Below are 21,794 nucleotides of genomic sequence, written 5' to 3' on the forward strand. Positions count from 1 at the left end.
TTTCCTTATGCCAATAGCCTGCGACAGCAATTCTTGATGGAGCTAAATCAAATCGCTGTCGTTTGTTGATTTGCTTAACCTATCTTTTAGCTTAAGTAAATTTTTATGAATTGTCAAAACAATAAATTTTAAACTTTTAAAAGTTAGTTATCTAACAAAAAAGTATTTTCATAATGTATTTATCTTTGCATTAATTAAAATACTAATTGCCATACACTTCACCAAAACTATGATCGGCATGAATCTCGATCGCTAGTTCAACTGCTGCGGTATCTTTTAGCAACGGCTTGATGAATAATTCCGGGTGAAGCGATCGCCAAAAATAATTGACAAATTCTTCTATCTCTGCATCGCTCATCCCTGACTTACCCCCAGCAATCATCTGCTGTTCCGCCTGTTTACGCCACGCCAAAGAACAGCGATAATCGGTGGGATAAAGCAAAATTAAACTGTCTAATCGCTCCCACAGTGGTAAATAATCGTGGAGGCGATGATTCATATCACGGGCGAATACTCTATCCTTCTCAGTGAGAATTGGCGGCGGTGCTGTATCAAATACTTTTGGGTCGATTGGTCGTACACCCACAAACCAACCTTCAAATAGTACAATATCTACACCTGTAACGATTTCTGGAGTAGTGCGATCGCCAGCGCCTCCATAAGCAGATTTATCAAAGCGGGGAAGCATCACTGAACTTTGCGACTGGCGGATTTGATCTAGTACCTTTAAGCCTAAGTCTACATCGTGGGTTCCTGGCGGCCCACGCCAAATTAAGCGGGGATCTTGCTGTGTTAAAACCAAGCGATCGCTGTAAGTTTTATATAAGTCATCCAAAGATAAACTCACAGTCCGGTATCCCAAGCGATCGAGAATCAAACTGAGAATTTTGCAGGTTGTGGTTTTACCTGTGCCTTGTCCTCCTAATATTCCCTGAATCAGGGGACGTCCCAATTGTTGGCGGTGCAATGCTAGTTTGATTCCCAAAGGAAGCCACAAGTCCCACAAAACTGGTAACATTTCCTGGGGTTCCTTTTGGAGGGTAGTTTGGCAGAATTGCTTAAAAGCTGGCAAGACAGATTTTAGTAAATGCGATCGCTCTTTGATCGCTTCATCGACATTTTCCGGCGCGATCCCAAAAGCTTTAGCCCTTAACCGATCTGCTAGCGCTGCAACTCTAGCTTGCTGCTGCCAGGTTTCCGCCACCGCATCGGTTGTCAAAATTTCACCCAGCCACAAATTCATAAATTCCCCATCTCACTACGATCCCAGCTTGAAGGCTTCGAGAAACAGGCTGTAGGTGAAACCAACTTTGAGGAGATTCAATGAGTCTATCAAGAGCGATCGCCTTGACAAAAAGCTGCGACTATAAAATATCCTACTGGTAATTTCCGTCAACAGTACTAAAAAACCAGCTGCCACAATATCTAATTCTGCTCGTTGTCCAGCTGTCGTGGAAACTGCATTTCCCAGAAAAAAACCGAACAAAAAACTAATTATCAGCAACGATAGCCGCCGCCAAGGATTTAAAAACCATTGCCCCAAGCGTGTAGCAACGGCATCGAACAAGTTATTGAGACGAGTGTTTTGCATTGAGGGGACTTCTGGGGAAAAGTCAAGATATCTTGAAATATATCTATATTAAATTCAGGAGGATATTGGTTTTAGTATCAGCTTGTTTGTTAGTATTATAGATATCTACTGGGCTTCCTGGGCTTTCAGTGTTACTTCAAATTTGCTCATTCTATCATCTTTAGAGAAGTACATTTTCTTCGAGGATGTTTGGGAAGTATAAATATTTAGTTTGATCCCCACAAGCAAGCTTGAAATAAAGGGTAAAATGACTCAAATTACCCCTTTTTTAAGGAAGCTACTGCATAACACAGGTTGACTGACTTGTATCCATATAGGTAAGCAAGCTACCTGTGGAGTCTCCCAATAGGAGAAAGGAATAGCGTAGATTTAAGAGGATCTGCGATCGCTTGCTATATCAATAGGCACTTTCCAAACATCCTCTCAATCAGGTGGCTTTTCATAACAGAAGATAAAATATACCACTTAGATTTATCTGAGGTTTGGCAAAGTACGCCTTGTTAGAGCCGCTAGCAGTTTCAGGAAACTTTTATTTTTTATACAAATGAATTAGCTAGCTCTGTATCAAATGTTATTTTTTTATTCAATACTACGGTCAAAATCCTAAGGGATGGGTGTCTGTAACCCTTGTTTTTCAAACATCAAAGAAATTATTTACTCCAAATGTTTTCTCATCAAAATGATATTTATAATACATCCGTGTCCCTAATTTTAACAAAGTCTATATTAGGCTAACTTGTGTGATTATCTTTTGGGATAATAGGCTACTATTTGGTCAAGCCTAGACAAAATATTTATTTCTAATAACTATCAATATGAAATCTTCAGTGTATCGTAACGTCGGTGTTACAGCATCTTGCTTGGGACTACTTTTTGCTATGGTGGGATGCTTTGGAATTAGCGTATCCTTTGAGTCCACAAACCCAGATACATCTTCACAACTGCCAACAGAAACTTTTCAGAAGCAGACAAACTCTGTTTTACTTGAAAAAGGTATTTCTGCTAGTGTATCTACTCCAGTAACTAACTCAACCAATCAAATAGAACATAGCAGCAAAGAGAATACTTATCCTGTCTTGGCAGATCGTGATAAATCAGCTAGCAAAGTCAACAATCAAGGGACTTTGCGAATGAGCAATCAAACAAATCAGCCAGTGCGGCTGGCTCTACTGGCGCGACAGTCGGTAGCGAAAGGCTCCAGTACTAAACAGACTAACTATGATGTACCAGCACATTGGGATTTTGCTCCCCAGGAAGGTAGTGAGAAGGGACTGATTTTATCTCTACCTCAGAATAATTTAAAGCTGGAGAAAGGAGATATTTTAGTTGCTTTTGCACAAGATGGTTCCCGCCGTTACTGGGGCCCTTATGTTGTCGGTGAAACTCAATTACCTAAGTGGAATTCGCAAAATAAAGAATGGCAACTTGTGTTGAGTCCTTGAAGGAGGCAGGGGGCAAAATAATAGTTCATCTTTTGTGTTAGCGATAGCGCGGCGTTTAAACCGTTCCCAGTCCTGATAAAAGAAATGAGATTCCACACTTAGCACTCATTACTCAGCACTCATTACTCATTACTCAGCACTTATTGCCACACCACTACCCTATAGTTGGTAAAGTGTTGAGTAATGAGTAGAGGAAAATTGTTGAATTAAAAACTCTGAAGAACAAAAGATAGATAACCAACGACTATTGATTAGTGATTGTTGACTATTGACTAAATGAGAATGAAATTGAGTGTTAAGCGCACTGTTGATCGGTGGTTCAACAAAATAGCAAAAAATCCAGCCCTTAGTGTAACTGTGTCGATTTTGTGGTTGATGCTGATTGGCTGGGTGGCTTTTGGCTGGAATTTGGGCAATATTGGCTTGATTGATGAGACAGAGCCGCTCTTTGCCGAAGCTTCCCGCCAGATGTTCGTTACAGGTGATTGGATTACCCCATTTTTCAATGGTGACACTCGTTTCGATAAACCTGCTTTAATTTATTGGTGTCAAGCGATCGCATTTCACCTAATTGGGGTGAATGAGTGGGCAGTACGTCTTCCTTCTGCGATCGCAGCCTTCGGCTTAGTCTGTTTAGCTTTTTACACCATACAGTGGTATTTGACTAAACAAGACGAATTAGAGCAAGTTTCACGTCCCACTCGCCGCTACTTAATATCTTTTATCGCAGCAGCGCTGATGGCACTCAATCCCGAAACTATTATTTGGGCGAGAACAGGTGTCTCTGATATGCTGCTCACTGGTTGTATGGGATCAGCCTTGTTATGTTTCTTTCTAGGGTATGCAGGGAAGGAGAGCAGGGGAGCAGGGGAGCAGGGGAGCAGGGGAGCAGAATTAATCACCAATGCCCTATTCCCCAATAAGTGGTACTTAGCTTTTTATGTGCTGATTGCTGGCGCAATTTTGACTAAAGGGCCAGTGGGAATTGTCTTGCCAGGGCTAATTGTTGGTGCTTTTTTGCTTTACGTGGGTAAAGTACGAGAGGTGCTACGGGAAATGAACCTTTTCATAGGTATACTGATAATTCTCGGTTTGTCAGTGCCCTGGTATGCTTTAGTAATTTGGCGCAATGGCTGGAATTATATTAACTCCTTCTTTGGTTATCATAACCTGGAACGCTTTACAGAAGTAGTTAATGGTCATTCAGCACCTTGGTATTTTTACTTTGTAATAGTGTTGCTAGGTTTTGCACCATACTCAGTGTATTTACCAGCCTCCATAATCAGACTAAAGTTTTGGCAGCGATCGCATTGGCGATCTCTTGAACGTTTTCAGCAATTTGGTCTATTTGCCTGGTTCTGGTTTGCTAGCATCTTTGTCTTTTTCTGCATTGCTGTCACCAAACTCCCTAGTTATGTATTGCCTTTAATGCCAGCAGCAGCAATCCTAGTAGCCTTGTTGTGGAGTGACCTTTTCCCAAATACAGAGAATGAAAATGACACGGAGAAATTATTAGATAATTCCTCTTCATCCCCACGCATCCCCATCCCCGCGTCACTTGTCTGGAGTGGTTGGGTGAATGTAGTGTTTTTATCGTTTTTGGCAACAGCGCTGTTTAACCTAACCCACATATTAGGTACTGATCCAGCTATCAGCAACTTCCACGAACTAATTCAACAATCCGGTATACCAGTAATCGCGGGTGTAATTTGGCTGGTATGTGCTGTTTTGGTTGCTGGTTTTTTACTGATTCGTCGCTGGAACTACGTTATCAGTATTAATTTAATCGGGTTTGTGGCGTTTTTAATTTTTGTCTTAACGCCTGCTTTGTTCTTTATCGATCGAGAACGTCAATTACCCTTAAGGGAATTGTCTGCGGTCGTCCTAGAAGCAAAACAACCAGATGAAGAATTGATCATGCTTGGCTTCAAAAAGCCTAGTGTGGTATTTTACAGCCACATTCATGTAAATTATTTAGGATTTCCCCAAGAGGCTTTACAGCATATTAAAAACCAGGCTGCCAAAGGCTTAAAACCTGCCTCAGTATTGCTGTTGGCTGAACAGAAAAAGTTTTTACAAATGGACTTACAGCCAGATGATTATAAGAGCTTATCGACCAAGGGTGCTTATAACTTGGTTCGAGTTCCTTTTAAGAAAAAGAAAAATGAAAAAATAGATATATCGTAAAGGGGATTGGGGATTAGGAAAGATAAGTTTGTAGATTTATATCCCAAGTAATCTTAAAAGAATTTCTTCCCCAGTACCCAGTACCCAATCCCTATTAACATTTACCATTGTAACCGTTGACAGCTAAAGCTTGATTGATCTGATTTAATAGGTCTTCCATTGATATTGATCGCGGTAAGATTTGAGTTGCGATCGCACCAACAACAGTTTCTATCGATTCCAAACCATTCTTCTTCTGCTCCTTATAAGCTACCCCAGGCTGGAAACTGGTTTCTGGGAGATTTAATCGCTGATTTAGTACCAAAATTGGTGGTAACTTTAAAGGCGAATCTCCTAATGTTTTCAGTGCTTTGAGTACATCTTTGTGGATAGAGGTTTCTCCTAAACAAATTAACAGTAAGTCAACGCTTTGGTGGCGAATCTGTTGTAACACTTCTGCCCAACATGGACTCATCGCCGCTTTGAAGCCTGCTGTTTGTAGATACTGAATTAAAGCTTGGAACCACTCAGAACCCCGTTCCGCAGTTTCGCTACTAATTGAGCAATTTTTTTCAGTCCGATAACCCTTCGCTGGCTTGCGTCTTACCTGGGGAAAATCACGCAGCATTGTCAAATCCACTACCAAGATGTTAGGAGGGCAGCAAATACCAGAAGCAATTTGCAGTACTGATAGTAAGGCATCTGTTTTATCGGTACGACTGCCGTTGTCTTTGGCAAATGGTGTTAAGTAAGGAAATACAGATAGCCCTGGTATTTTAGAAGCTATTAAGGTGGTTGCGACATCGCAAGTAACCAGTGGTATAGCCGCTAAACGTGGATGCCCAATTAGTTGTTGCAGATAAATTTGGGCGGTGGTACTTTCGACATCAAGCAAAATGACATCAAACTGCCATACCCGCGCCAAAAGTTCAGCCTGATCTAGGTCATCTACTTCAATTACCCGATGTTCTCGAAGTGAAGGGTGGGGATTAACTGATTCCAACTGGGGATTCACCAACCTGAGAATTCGCAGTGGGGTTTTAGTTGGGGTAATTGCATTGTTGTTTAACCCTTGCTGCCCAACTGCTTGTACAGTACATAATTTTTCGAGAACTGGTGCTAATACCTGATGCTCAACTGGCAAACTTAAGAAACCATCGGCTCGATTAGCAAATGCTTGCTCCTTTTCGGCTCCCGTCGCTGTCACAATTACAGATATATGACGGGTTGCGGTGTCAGATTTGAGTAAAGTTAGCACATCCCAACCTGATAGTAGGGGTAGCAATGGATTCAAAAATATCGCTATTGGTTGTAAGCGCCGAGCTTTTTCGACTGCTTCTGTCCCCGATCGCGCAATCACTACCCGATACCCTAAACCTTTAAGTTGTTCGGTCAAGTCTTCAATATATCTGGCTACTGCCTCGACTACCAAGACCAGCCGTTGTGAACTAGCGTGATGATGCTGTGTGGGCGTACTAACATACTGACGAGCAGCTGCGGGGTTTTGCCGTGTCTGTTGGTGTCGTGTTTCCTCGTTTTCTCTGATTCCCATATCTGGTTCAGAAAAGCCTGTATTTGGAGGACTAGGGGGCAGTAGTAGTGTGAACTGGCTACCTTTTCCTTCACGCGATAAAAAGCTGACATCTCCTCCGTGAAGACGAGCCAAGGCGCGAGTTAATACTAGCCCTAAACCAGTGCCTTCAAATTGGCGGGTGAGGGGATTTTCTAATTGTTGGAATTTTTGAAAGATTAAGTGTTGTTGATGTTCAGGAATACCAATGCCTGTATCCCAAATTGTAAAGGCAATCCATCCTTCCCAACGACTTACCCGCAACCCGATTTCGCCAGATATTTCGGTGAATTTAAAGGCGTTGGAAAGTAGGTGTACTAACATCTGGCGTAAGCGCAATTCATCTGCCACCATTTGATCTAAGCCTGGTTCAATGGAAAGGCAGAATTGGGGAGCGGATGAACGGGCATTTGGAGGTGGTGAGGCGGATGTCGCTTTGGTGGTTTGAGTGTGGATAGCTTTGGCTTCCGATAGGGCGCGATCGCACACAGCCCGAATTTTTACCGGAGTCAGCGTCAAATCCATTTGTCCCGTCTCCATTCGGGTCAAATCTAAAATATCATTAACCACACTCATCAGGTGGCGTCCACTTTGATGAATCAGTCCTGCATAACGGGCTTGACGTTCGTTAAGTTCTCCCAACTGCTGATCCACCAGTAAGCGCGATAATCCTAAAACGGCAGTTAGGGGAGTTTTGAGTTCATGACTAATACAAGCTAAAAACTCGTCTTTCAACCGATTTAGTTGAATTAAATCGGCATTTTTTGCCGCCAATTCTTTGCAAAGCTGCTGCTGTTCAGTGACATCAGTGGCTAAAACTAACCACAAATCATTGCTGAGTGTAACCTCAGAGTCAGCACTCATGACTTTAAACTCAGGACTATCTAAGGGAATTTTGGCAAATTGCCAGATTCGCTCTTGACCATTTTGCACTTCAACAACGCAGGTACAAGTACCCACTTGACTATCTAAATAGCACCGACTGTATCCAGTATCACCTGATGCTTCTGGCTGAATCAGTTCCTCTTCACCATGCTCATTCTCCCTGCCATTGGGATGAACCTTGATTGCTTGTTGAGTAACATATTCTGGTGTTTCCAAGAGGTTAGGCACAAGTATTGCCTCTACCTGTTGCCTAACTCCTTCTGGATCTTTTAAGGTTCCTAATTGCTGCCACCAAGCGGGATTTCGGGCTACCACTTTGCCATTACCCGTTTGCAACATTAAAGGCCAAGGCAGTCTTTCTAGCAAGTGAACCAGTGGTTGGTGTCCTAAGGACTTGGATTCATTTGTCCTAGCATCAGACTCATGGTGATGCTCACCTGAACTTTGTAAGCCAGCCATACGTTCTTTAGCTAGCGATCGCACCAAGCGCGAACTATCCAGCAGCCCCAAATATCGACCATCAGAGTCAATCAGCGCCCAATCTAAATTCTGTTGTTTTTCGGCGGCATCGCCCAAGTGCAAGCTCAATTGCTCTACATGCTCAGAAGCCAATATTGTCTGTATTGGCTCAATTAGACCTTGACTCCAGGTGGAGAGCGATTGGTGTAAATTTAGATTTTTATCGTCACTATGTGTTAATAATGTTGGGATTAAACGGGCAGCATACAGCAATCCGATGGGGCATTGCTGTTGATTCACTACTACCAAGCGATCGCACTGCTCTTGCTCAAAAATCTCCAACACCACTGCCAGAGAACTTGTTTGAGGGCAGCTAGGTACGGTTGCCTGAAAGTCATAAAGCGGGTAATCTAGCATTAACATAGGGCTTTGGGGGTCATTCTTCCTGTGGAACCCTCCGGCATTTCCATCTGCCAGTTGATGGTCTTTTCGCCTGAAGTCATATCCTCTAAGAAGACTCATATAAGCAACTCTGGTTATTTCAACGCCATTAAAAAAATAATGGGATTTCCCTTCACGGACACTTGCTTGCGGACGAGTGCATTTTTTCAAGAGGCCACGTTTCTCATTTCTAGCAACTAGCCTCCCCAGTGTCTTACTGGTATTTAAACTCCTCATCGATAGCGACAGCTAAAACAATTATGGCCCCAAAGATTCGCTTTAGAACCTTGAGGAATTATAATGATTTAGAACGCGACAATCCTTTAAGTTCGTTTAAGTATCTTATCAAGGAGCAAAATCAAAAAATCTATCTCTTTATATACATAAATATGCAAATAATAAATTAGCTACTGTGTCTTCCTATGCTGACAGATAGCTCATCATCAAAGACCTACTTAGTACAGCCCACCACCAAAATAGTATGGAATTTAATCATTCGTAGGTTGGGTAGTAGCAAGTTTTCCGTAAGGGTACGTAGTGAAATCCAACATCACCCCTCGATATTTCCGAATCTCTTTTACGGTGACATGTACTAAGTCTTAGTACTCAATTGCGGCACTAGTACAACACGGCGTAAATAAACCGCCCATTTAAAATCGATGAAACGCTTACGCTGCATTCATTTTGAATTTTGAATTTTGAATTCCGCCTTGCGGCACTAGGTTGTTGATTGGCTAGCACTATCTGCTAACACAGAGCATTATTTGGGGTGGAATCACCAGTTTACTGTAAAGTCAGTATTACCCTAGAAGCGTTAGCCAAACTTAACCTCATCAGCCCACGTTTCTTGGTCAGGGCGATCAAAGAAATATATTTAAGAATAGATGTTATTACTGATATTGATTCTGCAACCTAATGTTAACAAATGTTTAGATAATCTAGCTGACTTAGCCAACCCAAAAAAAATGATCGCGTGGGTGTGGAAATTGCTTGACGCGATTATTGCCCAGTTTTCCTACTTACCCGTTGCTGCGACTGCCACTGTAAACATCAACTATTTCCCAAATTGGCTGCAACAAGATCCAAGTAAGGCATACACTGGCAAGTACGTCTATGTGTTTGCCAGTCAGATGCAAAAAAGCCAACAGCATTTCCAGGAGATGACTCTAGCAGAAAGGCAAGGATTATTAAGACAGCTTAAATCTGATTATAGCCTGATTCTTATAGATTATTTTAGCACAGATAAAACACTTAAAGATAAAATTGATAAATTTATCAATACTATATTTTATGCTAATATTCCTGTGCCACAAATAATTGAAATTCACATGGAGGTAATTGAAGACTTTTCTAACCAGCTAAAGTTAGAAGGCAGGAGCAATGAAACGCTACTTGATTATCGTCTAACCTTGATAGACATCCTAGCTCACTTGTGTGAAGTCTATCGCAGTTCGATTTCTAAATAAATTAAATTCATCAATGTTAAACTTGTCTTGATGTGCGAGAGATATTGTATTTTTATGCTCATGACTAGCGATATAAGTATATGAAGAAACTCAGAAAAACCTATGTTCTTAAGCTTTACGTAGCAGGGAACACTCCTAATTCAGTCAGAGCTTTAAAAACACTCAAAGATATTTTAGAACAGGAGTTTGAAGGTGTTTATGCTTTGAAAGTAATCGATGTACTAAAAAGCCCACAACTGGCAGAAGAAGATAAAATATTAGCAACGCCAACATTATCTAAAATTTTGCCTCCACCTGTTCGCAAAATTATCGGGGATCTTTCAGATAGAGAAAGAGTATTGATTGGATTAGATTTACTCTATGAAGAACTGAGTGAAGAAGATATTGAAGAGTAAAATTTTAATCATAAAAAATTAGTACAAACTTTATTCATAAAAAAACAGGTTTTCATACAAATTTATTATCAAGCAATGAGTGAAAACGAGCAATTAGAACCAACGCAACCACCGAAAATTGGGGGTTTAGAAAAAATTCGGACGATGATCGAAGGATTTGACGATATTAGTCATGGTGGTTTACCAATTGGTAGAACTACCTTGATTAGTGGCACTTCCGGCACAGGTAAAACCTTATTCTCTCTTCAGTTTCTCTATAACGGTATCACCTACTTTGATGAAGCCGGAGTATTTGTTACCTTTGAGGAATCGCCTAGTGATATTATTAAAAATGCCAATATTTTTGGCTGGAACTTGCCACGTCTCATTGAAGAAGGCAAATTATTTATTCTTGATGCCTCTCCCGATCCAGAAGGTCAAGATATAGTTGGTAATTTTGACCTTTCTGCACTCATTGAACGCTTGCAATATGCGATTCGTAAATACAAAGCTAAACGAGTTTCCATCGACTCAATAACAGCAGTATTTCAGCAGTATGAAGCGATGGGAGTAGTGCGACGCGAGATTTTTCGGCTAGTAGCTCGTCTCAAACTGCTGAGTGTCACCACTGTAATTACTACTGAACGTGGTGAAGAATATGGCCCCGTTGCCTCTTTCGGAGTAGAAGAATTTGTTTCTGATAATGTAGTAATTGTTCGCAACGTTTTAGAAGGAGAACGCCGCCGTCGCACAATTGAAATTCTCAAGTTGCGCGGCACAACTCACATGAAAGGCGAATATCCCTTCACAATTACTAATGAAGGAGTTAACATCTTCCCACTGGGAGCAATGCGCTTAACTCAACGATCTTCTAATGTCAGGGTATCTTCTGGTGTCAAAACTTTAGATGAAATGTGTGGTGGTGGTTTCTTTAAAGATTCCATCATTTTGGCAACAGGAGCCACAGGTACCGGCAAAACCTTGTTAGTCAGTAAGTTTATTCAAGATGGCTGCCTCAATGGAGAACAGGCGATATTATTTGCTTATGAAGAATCACGGGCCCAACTATCTCGTAATGCTTCCTCTTGGGGAATTGATTTTGAAGAATTAGAACATCAAGGTTTACTCAAAATCATCTGTACCTATCCCGAATCAACTGGTTTAGAAGACCACTTACAAATTATTAAATCAGAAATTGCGATCTTCAAACCTGCTCGCATCGCTATCGATTCCCTTTCAGCACTAGCTAGAGGAGTGAGCAATAATGCATTTCGGCAGTTTGTAATTGGGGTGACAGGTTATGCTAAACAAGAAGAAATTACTGGTTTCTTTACTAACACAACTGACCAATTTCTGGGAGCGCATTCCATTACTGACTCTCATATTTCCACGATTACCGATACAATTCTAATGTTACAGTACGTAGAAATTCGTGGCGAAATGTCGCGGGCAATTAACGTATTTAAAATGAGAGGTTCTTGGCACGATAAGGGAATTCGTGAGTATAATATTACTGCTGACGGGCCCGATATCAAAGATTCTTTCCGAAACTACGAACGGATTATCAGCGGTGCTCCTACTCGCGTTAGTATCGATGAAAAGGCGGAACTTTCTCGCATTGTTAGACGTTTTGAAGACAAACAGAGTTCCGAACCCTAAATTTAGTATCGTAGTATATTCTTTCCTAAGTTTAGTATCGTGCTATATTCTGTGGTGAAGAAAGGTTTTCTGCCGCTAGATTGATTTTCGTGTGAGGGGATGCGGTGAAAGGACAGCAATTATTTTATAGCTTCTTACCTGGTGTAACGGCAGCGGTATTAACAACTCAGCCTGCTTGGGCTGGTACTGCGAAATTAACTGGGGTACAACTGGCGTCTTCTCCTAGTGTTTTGACTTCTACTTATGGTCAACACTTGGCTGTAGACAGCATGAATACGCAACTGCTCAACAGTGCAAATGTTAGTGTTCCAACCCTAATACCTACTTTTGGTTTTACTAAACTCAGTGTGAAGCCTTTAAGTAATAGCAGTATTCCAGTATTTACGGCTGAAAATACTGTTTTGCCAACGAAGAAAGATGAAGGTAGATTTTTAAGTCTGACACCTACCTCAAATGCTTCTCAACAGCCAGATGTCAGCCGTTTTGCTCAAAGCAAGCAAAAACAGAGTAATTCAGACCTGAATGGGCAGAAATTAAAGAAGATACTAGTTCCTAACTATACTTCAAAACCCAATTCTGTCCAAAAAGAAATTTTGTCTCTGTCTTCTGCACAGCAACCAGTGGGTCAAAAGATAAATACTGTTACTCAGTTACAAACATTTTTACAAACTTCAGCCACAGGTGGAGGAACAGCAAAACTGTTGTCAGCGCAGAGGTGTCCACAGGAGTTAGGAAAAAGTAAAACTGACTCCTCGACTAATTTGCTACTGGCCTCAAGCACCTGCTTACAACAAAATGCTATTGGCCTCGTGGCTCAAAGTAATACCCCAATTCCGACAGATTCGACGCCAACTCCCACTGTACCGGAAACTGTAGTTCCGACATCGGGGGGTTCGGTGCAACCTACCACTGTGCCAGGAACCATAGTTCCGACATCGGGGGGTTCGGTGCAACCTACCACTGTGCCAAGAACCATAACTCCTGCACCCTCAGGGCCGGTGCAAGTTCCAGAGAACCTGATTCCTAACTCAAATCCTTTGCAATTTCCTACCAAACCAGAGGAAGTGAAACTTCAAGGGAATCAGCCGATTACTTTGGCACAGGCTTTGGAGTTAGCACGGCGTAACAATCACGATCTCCAGGTGTCGTTATTGGAGCTAGAACGTAATAAAGCGGCTCTACGCGAGGCGCAAGCTGCTTTGTTGCCCACTCTGGGACTTAGCACCGATCTGACTCGTAGTCAGTCTGCTAGTGGTCAGCTTCAGGACGCATTAAACGGGCCATTTGCCCCTCAGCAAGATAAACCCGGTACATCTTTTTCTGGCCAGGCACAACTTTCATATAATATCTACACTTCTGGGAGAGTGCAAGCTAGCGTCAAAGCGGCTGAAGAACAAGTGCGTTTTAATGAGTTGGCTGTAGAAACTCAGTCTGAGACAATCCGTCTGAATGTTGCCACTGACTACTACAATCTGCAACAAGCCGATGAACAAGTACGGATTGCCCAATCGGCTGTAGGAAACTCTGAGGCGAGTTTGCGTGATGCAGAAGCTTTAGAGCGGGCTGGGGTTGGTACGCGGTTTGATGTGTTGCGATCGCAGGTGAATTTAGCAAATGCCCAACAAAATTTAACTAATGCTAGATCCCAGCAGACAATTTCCCGCCGTCAATTAGCAACTCGGATCAGTTTGCCCCAAGGGATAAATATCAGTGCTGCTGACCCTGTACAATTAGCTGGTCTTTGGAATCCGACACTAGAACAAAGTATTGTGTTGGCTTATCAAAATCGTCCAGAACTGCAACAGCAGTTAGCACAACGCAATATCAGCGAACAACAGCGTCGGCAAGCCCTTGCAGAACTAGGCCCTCAAATTAGTTTGGTCGGCAGCTACGACATCCTAGACCAGTTCAATGATAATGTCAGCTTTACTGATGGTTATTCATTCGGAGTTAGGGCAACCCTAAGTTTGTATGACGGGGGAGCCGCAAGAGCAAGAGCCGCTCAGTCAAAAGTTAATATTGCGATCGCAGAAACTCAATTTGCTGAACAGCGCAACCAAATTCGCTTTCAGGTAGAACAAGCCTATTCTACCCAGCAATCTAGTTTGGAGAATGTTCAAACCGCTAATACTGCTTTAGAACAAGCTAGGGAAGCTCTACGTTTAGCGCGTTTGCGATTCCAAGCTGGTGTAGGCACTCAAACTGATGTTATTAACTCTGAAAACGACCTCACACAAGCTGAAGGTAACCGAGTCACAGCAATTTTGGATTACAATCGCGCTTTAGCTCAGTTACAACGGTCTGTTACCCTCAGAGCATTACGCTAGAACTGCTGACTTTATATCCTAATTAAAAATTCAAAAAGCCTCATTCTCCAATAATTACATTGAAGAATGAGGCTTTTTGGTCAAAAAAAACTATTTGTAACAGGAATTTTGTGAAATGATATAGCATAACTGAGTGGTAGATCGCTCGCCTTGTCAAAGACTCATGACTAAAGTAACATCTCAAGAGATTGCACAGTTTCGCTCTCAATTGGCAGATGATCCCAGCGATATGGAAGCGCTGGATTTGATTGAAGACTGTGAGGGAGATTTAGAAGATGCAGCGATGACACTAGCTATCCGCGCCGGACAACAGCCAGAAAGAGCAAATTCCGAGTGGTTAGATGCTTTAGCTAGAAAATGGCGTGTCGTCATTTGCGAACAAGAATATCGAGAAGATTTACTTAATACTTCTCTTCAAAAGATGATGGAACATTTAAAAACAACGCCAACCTTTCCTAAGATTTTGGCAGCACCAGTTTTAATATATGTCCTCAAGCAAGGCGTGAACAATTTTTGTGAACCACTAGATTTGCTCAAGTGATTGGATAATGTACATTTAACTCCTAACTCCTACTCAATACAAGATTGATTCGACCAGGACTGATACGCTGTTAATTAAGGCAAAACTTCTATTAGACAAATTGTAAAATCAATGAATTACCTTGTTGCCGTATTACCAGACCGGATTCAAGCTGAAGCTGCTTACTTAGCCTTAGAAAAAGAAGGCATAAACAGTACTATCCTGGGGAGGGGGTATAAAACTGCTGATGAGTTCGGCTTAATTGACCCCAAAGACCAAGCTAAAAAGCAAGCAAAACTCATGGCGACCTGGCTGATACCATTTGGCTTTTTTGCAGGTTTTACATTTAGCCTCATCACAGGTTTAGATACTTTTTCCTGGGCGGGTGAAGTTGGCAATCACATCGTTGGTGGACTGTTGGGTGCTGCTAGTGGTGCGATGGGTGGTGTGTTTGTCGGTGGCGGAGTTGGTTTACTAGTAGGTGGTGGTGATGCTTTACCTTATCGCAATCGCTTAGATGCAGGTAAATATTTAGTTGCTGTTCAAGGTTCTGAAATTCTCACTCGGCAAGCAACGCGAATCTTACGTCAGTTTGATCCAGAAAATATCCAAGGTTATGCTGACACAAATACTGTGTATTGAATAAATCATAATTTACACATTTATTTGTAGCCTACTGGCGTGGCAAGCTTAGAATGGTAAGTGCTGTGGAGTCATTAGGAGTACTCCAAGTAAAAAAATGCTAATCGTCATTGCGTTCGCTTCTGGCGTTCCCGTTAGCGCAGCCTCTCCTAGAGAAGGGTATGGAGCGCAGTGGAATAAAGCAAAGCAATCCGCAAGGGTTGGAATTGTAACTCTTGGAGAAGCTCTGTAAGATCCCCTTAGAGGTAAGCTTTGCTCTCTACGAGATGCTACGCGAACGCAATGACAACTTCTGGATCATTTATTTCGTGGAACACTCTAGAATCAGCTAATCACTTGTTTAAAGCTCTAATTTTTCTTTAACTACTGTCTCATCTCTAAAGCCAACCAGCACAGCTGTTCCATCTTTCACAAAAAGCGGACGCTTGAGCAGCATTGCATCAAGAGCGAATGCATCAATCCACTGTCGATCAGTCCAAATCTTTTTTTGTTCTCCTAAAGCGCGGTAGGATTGACCGGAGGTATTTCGCATGGCAGCGGAACCCAGAGACTTTACCCAGTTTTGGATCTGCTCACGGGTCGGTGGAGTATCTTTGGTGTTAATGAACTCATAGTCAATACTGTTAGCTTGGAGCCACGTCAGAGCTTTTTTGCAAGTGCCACAGTTGGGGATGCCGTAGACTTCAAGGGACATAAACAGTTAAGCAACAATCTCTATATATTACATAACTGGCGTAACTTCTGCGACTAATTGTCCGGTCTTGGATTTCTATTATAAATATTTATTACCGATGGCGATCGCATACTAAGTTTTCATACCTTCGCCGCCACTACACGCACCAACTTAATCACAAAAAGAAACCCTCTCTGCTTTTGTCATAGTAAAGTGATTACAAGACAGAGGGGTTTCATTTATTTTAATATTTCTGTAGAGGCAGGTTTTAAGGATAATTCTGGCAACAAAAAACTAGTTTATTTGATTTAAGACCCGCCAAGACTTAATGTTGTGTTGATTTTAACCTGCCAACTTAGTTGAGCCTATTTCCAATCGGGAATCTCGGCATCTTCTCCACCAATCCCGATTCCAGTGTTAAATACTTCTGCATCGGTCAGGTTGAGATCGTTCATTGATGCTTGATACACATTAGAATCGTGAATTGTAGCGCGAGTAAAATTTACTCCGTTGAGATTGACTTGCTTCAAATTCACATTGGTTACATAAGCAGATGTTAGGTTAGCACCTGCCAAGTTTGCACCAGTTAAGTCAGCACCTTCGAGATTAGCTCCTACAAGGCTTGCTCCTTGGAGTTTCGAGCCTCTCAAGTCAGCACCAATTAAATGAGCGCCATTGAGGTTAGCTCCCGATAGATCGCACTTAACACATTCCCCAGTTGAAAGCAGCTTTTGTAAATCCTGTGGATTCTCGGCTCTAACCGAGCTAGCGAAAAATAGGGGAGTTGCTAAGGCCATGGCCGCTAATAGCTGGAGTTTCATAATTTTCCCCCTTAATAATCAAGTTGCGTCCGTTCTGTCCCTCACAACTCTATTATCTCACTAAACTTCGTGAGGTCAATCTATCTTGTGACAATCTATCTCCTGACAGGTTTGTTGCGATCTGAAAGAGGAATATAAAGTAATGTCACAAACACCATTAATTCTGATTTATGGCGATTTTACCTGATAATTCCGCAAAAAAAGCCAGTATTAAATCACTATTAAATCTTTTGAAAAGCTGGATTTTCTCACCATAGCTGGTTTGATAAGTATTTATACTTTATCAATTGATGGTTGAGCTTAATTCCTCAGAAATTCTCGCATATACTGATTAACCAATTCCGGCTGTTCTTGCTGCACCCAATGGCCACAATTAGGAATGTACTTGATTTGAAAATCCCTGACATAAGCTGCGGTGTTGTAGGTTAGTTCCTTGCCGAGTGCAGTGTCATTTTCTCCCCAAATCATCAGTGTTGGCACTTCCAGAACGCCCCAATTTGGATTTAGCATTCTCTGCTGAAAAATATTGCGGTAATAGTTCAACATTGCTGTCAGGGCACCGCGTTTGGCAGCAGCATCTTTGTAGGCGTCAATATTGGCTTTGGTGAAAGCACTCTTGTTAACTGCTGTACCTTTAAAAATTGTTTCAATTGCTTGATAATCTGAAGATTGTAAGAATATTTCTGGTAACAAGGGTAGTTGAAAGAGAAAGATATAGTAACTACGTTGCAACTGTGGAAGAGTGCGTAAGCCTTGGGCAAATTTGGCAGGATGAGGTAGGTTAAGGATAATTAATCGCTCTACCATTTCGGGATGAGCATAAGCAAAAGCCCAAGCGATCGCACCACCCCAATCATGCCCAGCTAAAACACATTTTTGGTATCCTAAGGCTTTAATTACTCCTGCAACATCTTTGATAAATTCATCCATTACATAAGCTGATTGCTCTGTTGGTTTATCACTATCGTTATAGCCACGCAAATCAATGGCGACGACTTTAAAATCTTGAGCAAATTCGGGTATTTGATGCCGCCAAGAGTACCAAAATTCAGGAAACCCATGCAACATCAACATTAAGGGGCCTTCACCTTGGGTAACGTAGTGTAGTTTCACCCCATTAGTAGTTATATATTCGTGTTTCCAAGTTGTTTCGATTACAGACATGTGTTGTATTTTTGTTCGTGATGGTTATTGTGTTTAATCTTGTTATTCAAAACATCTGTTAAAAGATAGGTTGGAAATTGCAATTCACCTTTAGATAGATATTGATAATAAATCAATAGAGTTTCATACAAATACTAGAATATATCAACCTGGATTAACAAAATACCTTTTATGAAAGTTATTTAGATTCATTTGAGATCCAAATAAAATGAGCATAATAGAAACGCGTGGTATTTGGCTGACTACTACCGATAGTAAAGTTCTCAGGACAAAGCAAGGAATTGCTGAAGCGATGGATTTCCTGGCTGAGACAGGATTTAATGTGGTATTTCCCGTTGTTTGGAACAAGGCAGTAACTCTGTATCCTAGTCAAATAATGCGGCAGACTTTTGGAGTTGAAATTGACCCTTTATCTGTAGGTCGCGACCCCTTAGAAGAAGTAGTGGTTGAGGCGCGGCGAGTTGGCTTGAAAGTCATTCCTTGGTTTGAATACGGCTTTGCTAGTTCCTACAATTTGAATGGCGGTGTACTTTTACAGAAAAAACCGGAATGGACTGCGCGTGACTATAACGGTAACTTGCTGAAGAAAAACGGCTTTGAGTGGTTGAATGCCATCGACCCACAGGTGCAGGAATTCTTATTGAACTTGGTACTGGAAGTTGTGAAAAATTACGATGTGGATGGTGTTCAAGGTGACGATCGCTTCCCTGCATTTCCTTCTGAAGGTGGGTATGATGAGGGAACTGTCAGCCGCTATCGCCAGGAATTTGATCGCAATCCACCACAAAATCCCAAGGATAGGCAATGGTTACAGTGGCGTGCAGATATTCTCACTGAGTTTTTGGCGCGCCTCTATCGGAAGGTGAAAGCGGTGAATCCTAATTTGCTGGTAGCGATCGCACCTAATATCCATGATTGGGCATTCCAGGAATATCTGCAAGACTCACCCGCATGGCTGAAGCGGGGAATAGTTGACATAATTCAGCCACAGATTTATCGCCGTGACTTTGGGAGTTACGCTGCGATCGTTGATAAATTGGTAAACCAGCAGTTCACAGATGCGACGCTGCCCAAGTTAGCGCCGGGAATATTGATGAAGCTTGGCAGTTATTCTATTAGTCCAGAATATCTGGTGCAGGCAATTGAATACAATAGTCAACTTGGGATTCAAGGAGAGGTATTCTTTTTTTACGAAGGTTTGCGCGAGAATAACAATACCCTAGCTAAAGTTTTGCGAAATGGCCCCTATGCTAAGTCTGCATCATTTCCCACTCTGTCAGATTTGAGTACGGGTAGCGTGAGTAACAAGAGGACATCTTCTATTTGGCAACGGTTGTTAAAAAAGATTTTTTAAGGAAAAATGCGCGTGGAATCTCAATTATCGGTGGAACGGTTAATTAAAACTTTAAAAGAGGATTTACCAACACTTTTTAAAAAAGATATTTCTTATGACATTTATACAGATGATATTTACTTTAAAGACCCAGTAAATACATTCAAATACAAATTTAATTATCGCATTATATTTTGGACTTTGCGATTTCACGCTCGGCTATTTTTTACCCAAATTTACTTTGATGTACATGAGGTTTATCAGTCAGCCGAAGACACGATTTTAGCAAAGTGGACAGTGCGGGGAGTCTTGCGCGTTCCTTGGAAAGCTGGTTTGCTTTTTAATGGCTATTCAACGTATAAATTAAACCAAGATAATTTGATATACGAGCATATCGACACTTGGGATCGTAAACCAGGTGAGATTTTAAAGCAGTTTTGGCAAAGGGGAGATATGGCTAATTAGCTGTTTTGCCCAAAAAAACTCGATTGGCATTTTACCAAAAATCCTTGTCTGCACTAAGTTGTGGCGTTTTTTAGTTTTCTCGAATTCACGTTTATTTACATCCCAACGATTTGCCTTATAGAAATTGTAATATTTGTAATATATAATAAATCCCTAGAGCAATTTTATACTTAAAGAGTAGCGAAGATGGCAAAAGATAGCCCAAAAGTTAGCCTAGATGCACTTATACCTAGAGAAGCATTTGAGGTTCAAGGACAGCAATCTCAAATCATACTCAATAATATTCCTATGATACAAATTCGTAATTTAGAGCAAAAAGATTTTTTCTATCCATTTTTACGAAAACCCGATTTTCAACGAGAAACCAATGAGTGGGATGCTCAGAAAATATGTGATTTTATTGAAAGTTTTTTAGATGGTGATTTAATACCAGCTGTTATTCTTTGGAGAAGTAATAGTGGTTATTTTTTCGTAATTGATGGCTCACATAGGCTAAGTGCTTTAATCGCCTGGATAAATGATGATTATGGCGATAAAGATATTTCCAATAAATTTTATGATGCATACATAACAGAAGAACAAAAAAATGCTGGTCAGGAAGTTAGAACACTAATTAAGAATAAGATAGGCTCTTACCAGGATTATGAATTATCAACACAGCACCTAGACAAAATAGATCAAAAAACGCTTGAGAGAGCAAGAAATTTAGGTAGTTTGGGTATCCAACTTCAGTGGGTTGGTGGTGATGCATCTAAAGCAGCAGATTCATTTTTTAACATTAATCAAAAAGCAGCACCTATTAGTCCAACTGAAATGCGTTTATTAAAGGCTAGGAATAAACCTAATGGCGTTGCTGCTCGTGCAATTATGAGAAGTGGTAATGGTCATAAATATTGGTCAGAGTTCTCACAAGATAAACAAGACAAAATTGAAAAACTAGCTCAAGAAATACATCAACTGATTTTTGAGCCTAAGCTTAAAAATCCTATAAAAACTACAGATGTTCCAATGGTAGGAAATCTATCAACTTCACAGAAAAATGAATTTATCTTAGAATTTGTCAATATAGTTAACAATATAGAAGTAGAAAATGAACTTGAGTTGAATGATGATTCAACAGGAGAAAATACTGTAAAATTCTTAACTAATTGTCAAAAATTAGCCCAGAGAATAAATGCTAATGATCCTTCATCTCTTGGACTTCATCCGCTCGTATATTTCTATACTTATGATAGTCGATATAGACTAGGTTCATTTTATGGTGTTGTTAGCTTGGTATTATATTTAGGAAAAAATAAATCTTATGATAAATTTATAAAATGCAGGAAAGATTTTGAATTTGTGATTTGGCAACATGATGATATAGTTCCACAAATTGTAAGTAAAAGTAGTGCAGTCAAGGCACGAGAAAAGGTTAAAGATTTTTATTTGACAATAGTTGAAAAATTAACACAAGGTGTAGATAAAAAAAATGTTATGAAGGAAATCATAGCCGAAAAAACTTTTGGTTCCTTAAAAATGAAATCTAGAGTTAACACAAGTGAAACTCAAAGTAAAACTTTTTCACGAGAAACCAAAGCAGCAGCTTTTATCAGAGATGCTTTACCTAAAGTTCAAAGATGTAAAATATGTGGTGGCTATCTTCACAGTCACTCTATATCTATAGATCACAAAACAAGAAAACAAGATGGTGGCTTAGGTAATTTAGGTAATGCACAGTTAACTCACCTATACTGCAATACAACATTCAAAAATTAAAGATTCTCAAACTAGGCATAAAAATTAGAGATAAGATT

At 40.9% G+C, this 21,794-nt stretch carries 17 protein-coding genes; 11 read left to right on the forward strand and 6 right to left on the reverse strand.

Features of this window, described 5'->3' with window-relative positions; all coding sequences use genetic code 11:
- Positions 1-202: 202 nt before the first annotated feature.
- Positions 203-1,243, reverse strand: a complete 1,041-nt coding sequence (locus FD723_RS19840; protein ID WP_179066874.1) for a glycerate kinase — start codon at positions 1,241-1,243, stop codon at positions 203-205.
- Positions 1,244-1,258: 15 nt separating this feature from the next.
- A complete protein-coding gene (locus tag FD723_RS19845) occupies positions 1,259-1,591 on the reverse strand; it encodes a DUF565 domain-containing protein (RefSeq protein ID WP_179066875.1) in 333 nt (110 codons plus the stop codon).
- Between the two features lie 815 nt (positions 1,592-2,406).
- Here FD723_RS19845 and FD723_RS19850 point away from each other — a divergent pair.
- Together FD723_RS19850 and FD723_RS19855 are read left to right on the forward strand one after the other, a co-directional pair.
- On the forward strand, positions 2,407-3,033 hold the full coding sequence (locus FD723_RS19850) for a hypothetical protein (protein ID WP_179066876.1): 627 nt from the start codon (positions 2,407-2,409) through the stop codon (positions 3,031-3,033).
- 276 nt (positions 3,034-3,309) lie between these two features.
- Positions 3,310-5,220 (forward strand): glycosyltransferase family 39 protein, encoded by a 1,911-nt coding sequence (locus tag FD723_RS19855; protein ID WP_179066877.1) that lies wholly within the window; start codon positions 3,310-3,312, stop codon positions 5,218-5,220.
- Positions 5,221-5,314: 94 nt separating this feature from the next.
- Here the strand turns inward: FD723_RS19855 and FD723_RS19860 are convergent, their stop codons facing one another.
- Complete coding sequence (locus FD723_RS19860) at positions 5,315-8,536, reverse strand: ATP-binding protein (RefSeq protein WP_179069208.1); 3,222 nt, start codon at positions 8,534-8,536, stop codon at positions 5,315-5,317.
- A gap of 902 nt (positions 8,537-9,438) precedes the next feature.
- Between FD723_RS19860 and FD723_RS19865 the strand changes: the two genes are divergently transcribed.
- The 6 genes from FD723_RS19865 to FD723_RS19890 all read left to right on the forward strand — a co-directional run bounded on the left by FD723_RS19865 (position 9,439) and on the right by FD723_RS19890 (position 15,542).
- Complete coding sequence (locus FD723_RS19865; protein WP_179066878.1) at positions 9,439-10,020, forward strand: KaiA family protein; 582 nt, start codon at positions 9,439-9,441, stop codon at positions 10,018-10,020.
- Between the two features lie 80 nt (positions 10,021-10,100).
- Positions 10,101-10,415, forward strand: coding sequence for a circadian clock protein KaiB (gene kaiB / locus FD723_RS19870; protein WP_179066879.1), 315 nt, complete (start codon positions 10,101-10,103; stop codon positions 10,413-10,415).
- Positions 10,416-10,490: 75 nt separating this feature from the next.
- The gene (gene kaiC / locus FD723_RS19875) at positions 10,491-12,053 is read left to right on the forward strand and encodes a circadian clock protein KaiC (RefSeq protein ID WP_179066880.1); all 1,563 of its coding nucleotides are present in this window, start codon (positions 10,491-10,493) and stop codon (positions 12,051-12,053) included.
- Positions 12,054-12,157: 104 nt separating this feature from the next.
- The gene (locus FD723_RS19880) at positions 12,158-14,380 is read left to right on the forward strand and encodes a TolC family protein (protein ID WP_179066881.1); all 2,223 of its coding nucleotides are present in this window, start codon (positions 12,158-12,160) and stop codon (positions 14,378-14,380) included.
- A gap of 163 nt (positions 14,381-14,543) precedes the next feature.
- Positions 14,544-14,921: a hypothetical protein gene (locus FD723_RS19885; RefSeq protein WP_179066882.1), complete on the forward strand. Its 378-nt coding sequence runs from the start codon at positions 14,544-14,546 to the stop codon at positions 14,919-14,921.
- Positions 14,922-15,032: 111 nt separating this feature from the next.
- A complete protein-coding gene (locus tag FD723_RS19890) occupies positions 15,033-15,542 on the forward strand; it encodes a hypothetical protein (protein WP_179066883.1) in 510 nt (169 codons plus the stop codon).
- Between the two features lie 340 nt (positions 15,543-15,882).
- Here FD723_RS19890 and FD723_RS19895 read toward each other — a convergent pair whose 3' ends face one another.
- From FD723_RS19895 to FD723_RS19905, 3 genes are all read right to left on the reverse strand, one after another.
- The gene (locus FD723_RS19895; protein ID WP_179066884.1) at positions 15,883-16,236 is read right to left on the reverse strand and encodes a Spx/MgsR family RNA polymerase-binding regulatory protein; all 354 of its coding nucleotides are present in this window, start codon (positions 16,234-16,236) and stop codon (positions 15,883-15,885) included.
- A 344-nt stretch (positions 16,237-16,580) separates the two neighbouring features.
- The gene (locus FD723_RS19900; RefSeq protein ID WP_179066885.1) at positions 16,581-17,036 is read right to left on the reverse strand and encodes a pentapeptide repeat-containing protein; all 456 of its coding nucleotides are present in this window, start codon (positions 17,034-17,036) and stop codon (positions 16,581-16,583) included.
- Positions 17,037-17,336: 300 nt separating this feature from the next.
- Positions 17,337-18,200 (reverse strand): alpha/beta fold hydrolase, encoded by an 864-nt coding sequence (locus tag FD723_RS19905; RefSeq protein ID WP_179066886.1) that lies wholly within the window; start codon positions 18,198-18,200, stop codon positions 17,337-17,339.
- 208 nt (positions 18,201-18,408) lie between these two features.
- Between FD723_RS19905 and FD723_RS19910 the strand changes: the two genes are divergently transcribed.
- The 3 genes from FD723_RS19910 (at position 18,409) to FD723_RS19920 (ending at position 21,756) form a co-directional block, all read left to right on the forward strand.
- The gene (locus FD723_RS19910) at positions 18,409-19,554 is read left to right on the forward strand and encodes a glycoside hydrolase family 10 protein (RefSeq protein WP_179066887.1); all 1,146 of its coding nucleotides are present in this window, start codon (positions 18,409-18,411) and stop codon (positions 19,552-19,554) included.
- A gap of 12 nt (positions 19,555-19,566) precedes the next feature.
- On the forward strand, positions 19,567-19,998 hold the full coding sequence (locus tag FD723_RS19915; protein WP_179066888.1) for a DUF2358 domain-containing protein: 432 nt from the start codon (positions 19,567-19,569) through the stop codon (positions 19,996-19,998).
- Between the two features lie 186 nt (positions 19,999-20,184).
- Positions 20,185-21,756, forward strand: a complete 1,572-nt coding sequence (locus FD723_RS19920; protein WP_179066889.1) for a DUF262 domain-containing protein — start codon at positions 20,185-20,187, stop codon at positions 21,754-21,756.
- The last annotated feature ends 38 nt before the right edge of the window (positions 21,757-21,794 follow it).

It is taken from the genome of Nostoc sp. C052 (assembly GCF_013393905.1).
Taxonomy (GTDB): domain Bacteria; phylum Cyanobacteriota; class Cyanobacteriia; order Cyanobacteriales; family Nostocaceae; genus Nostoc.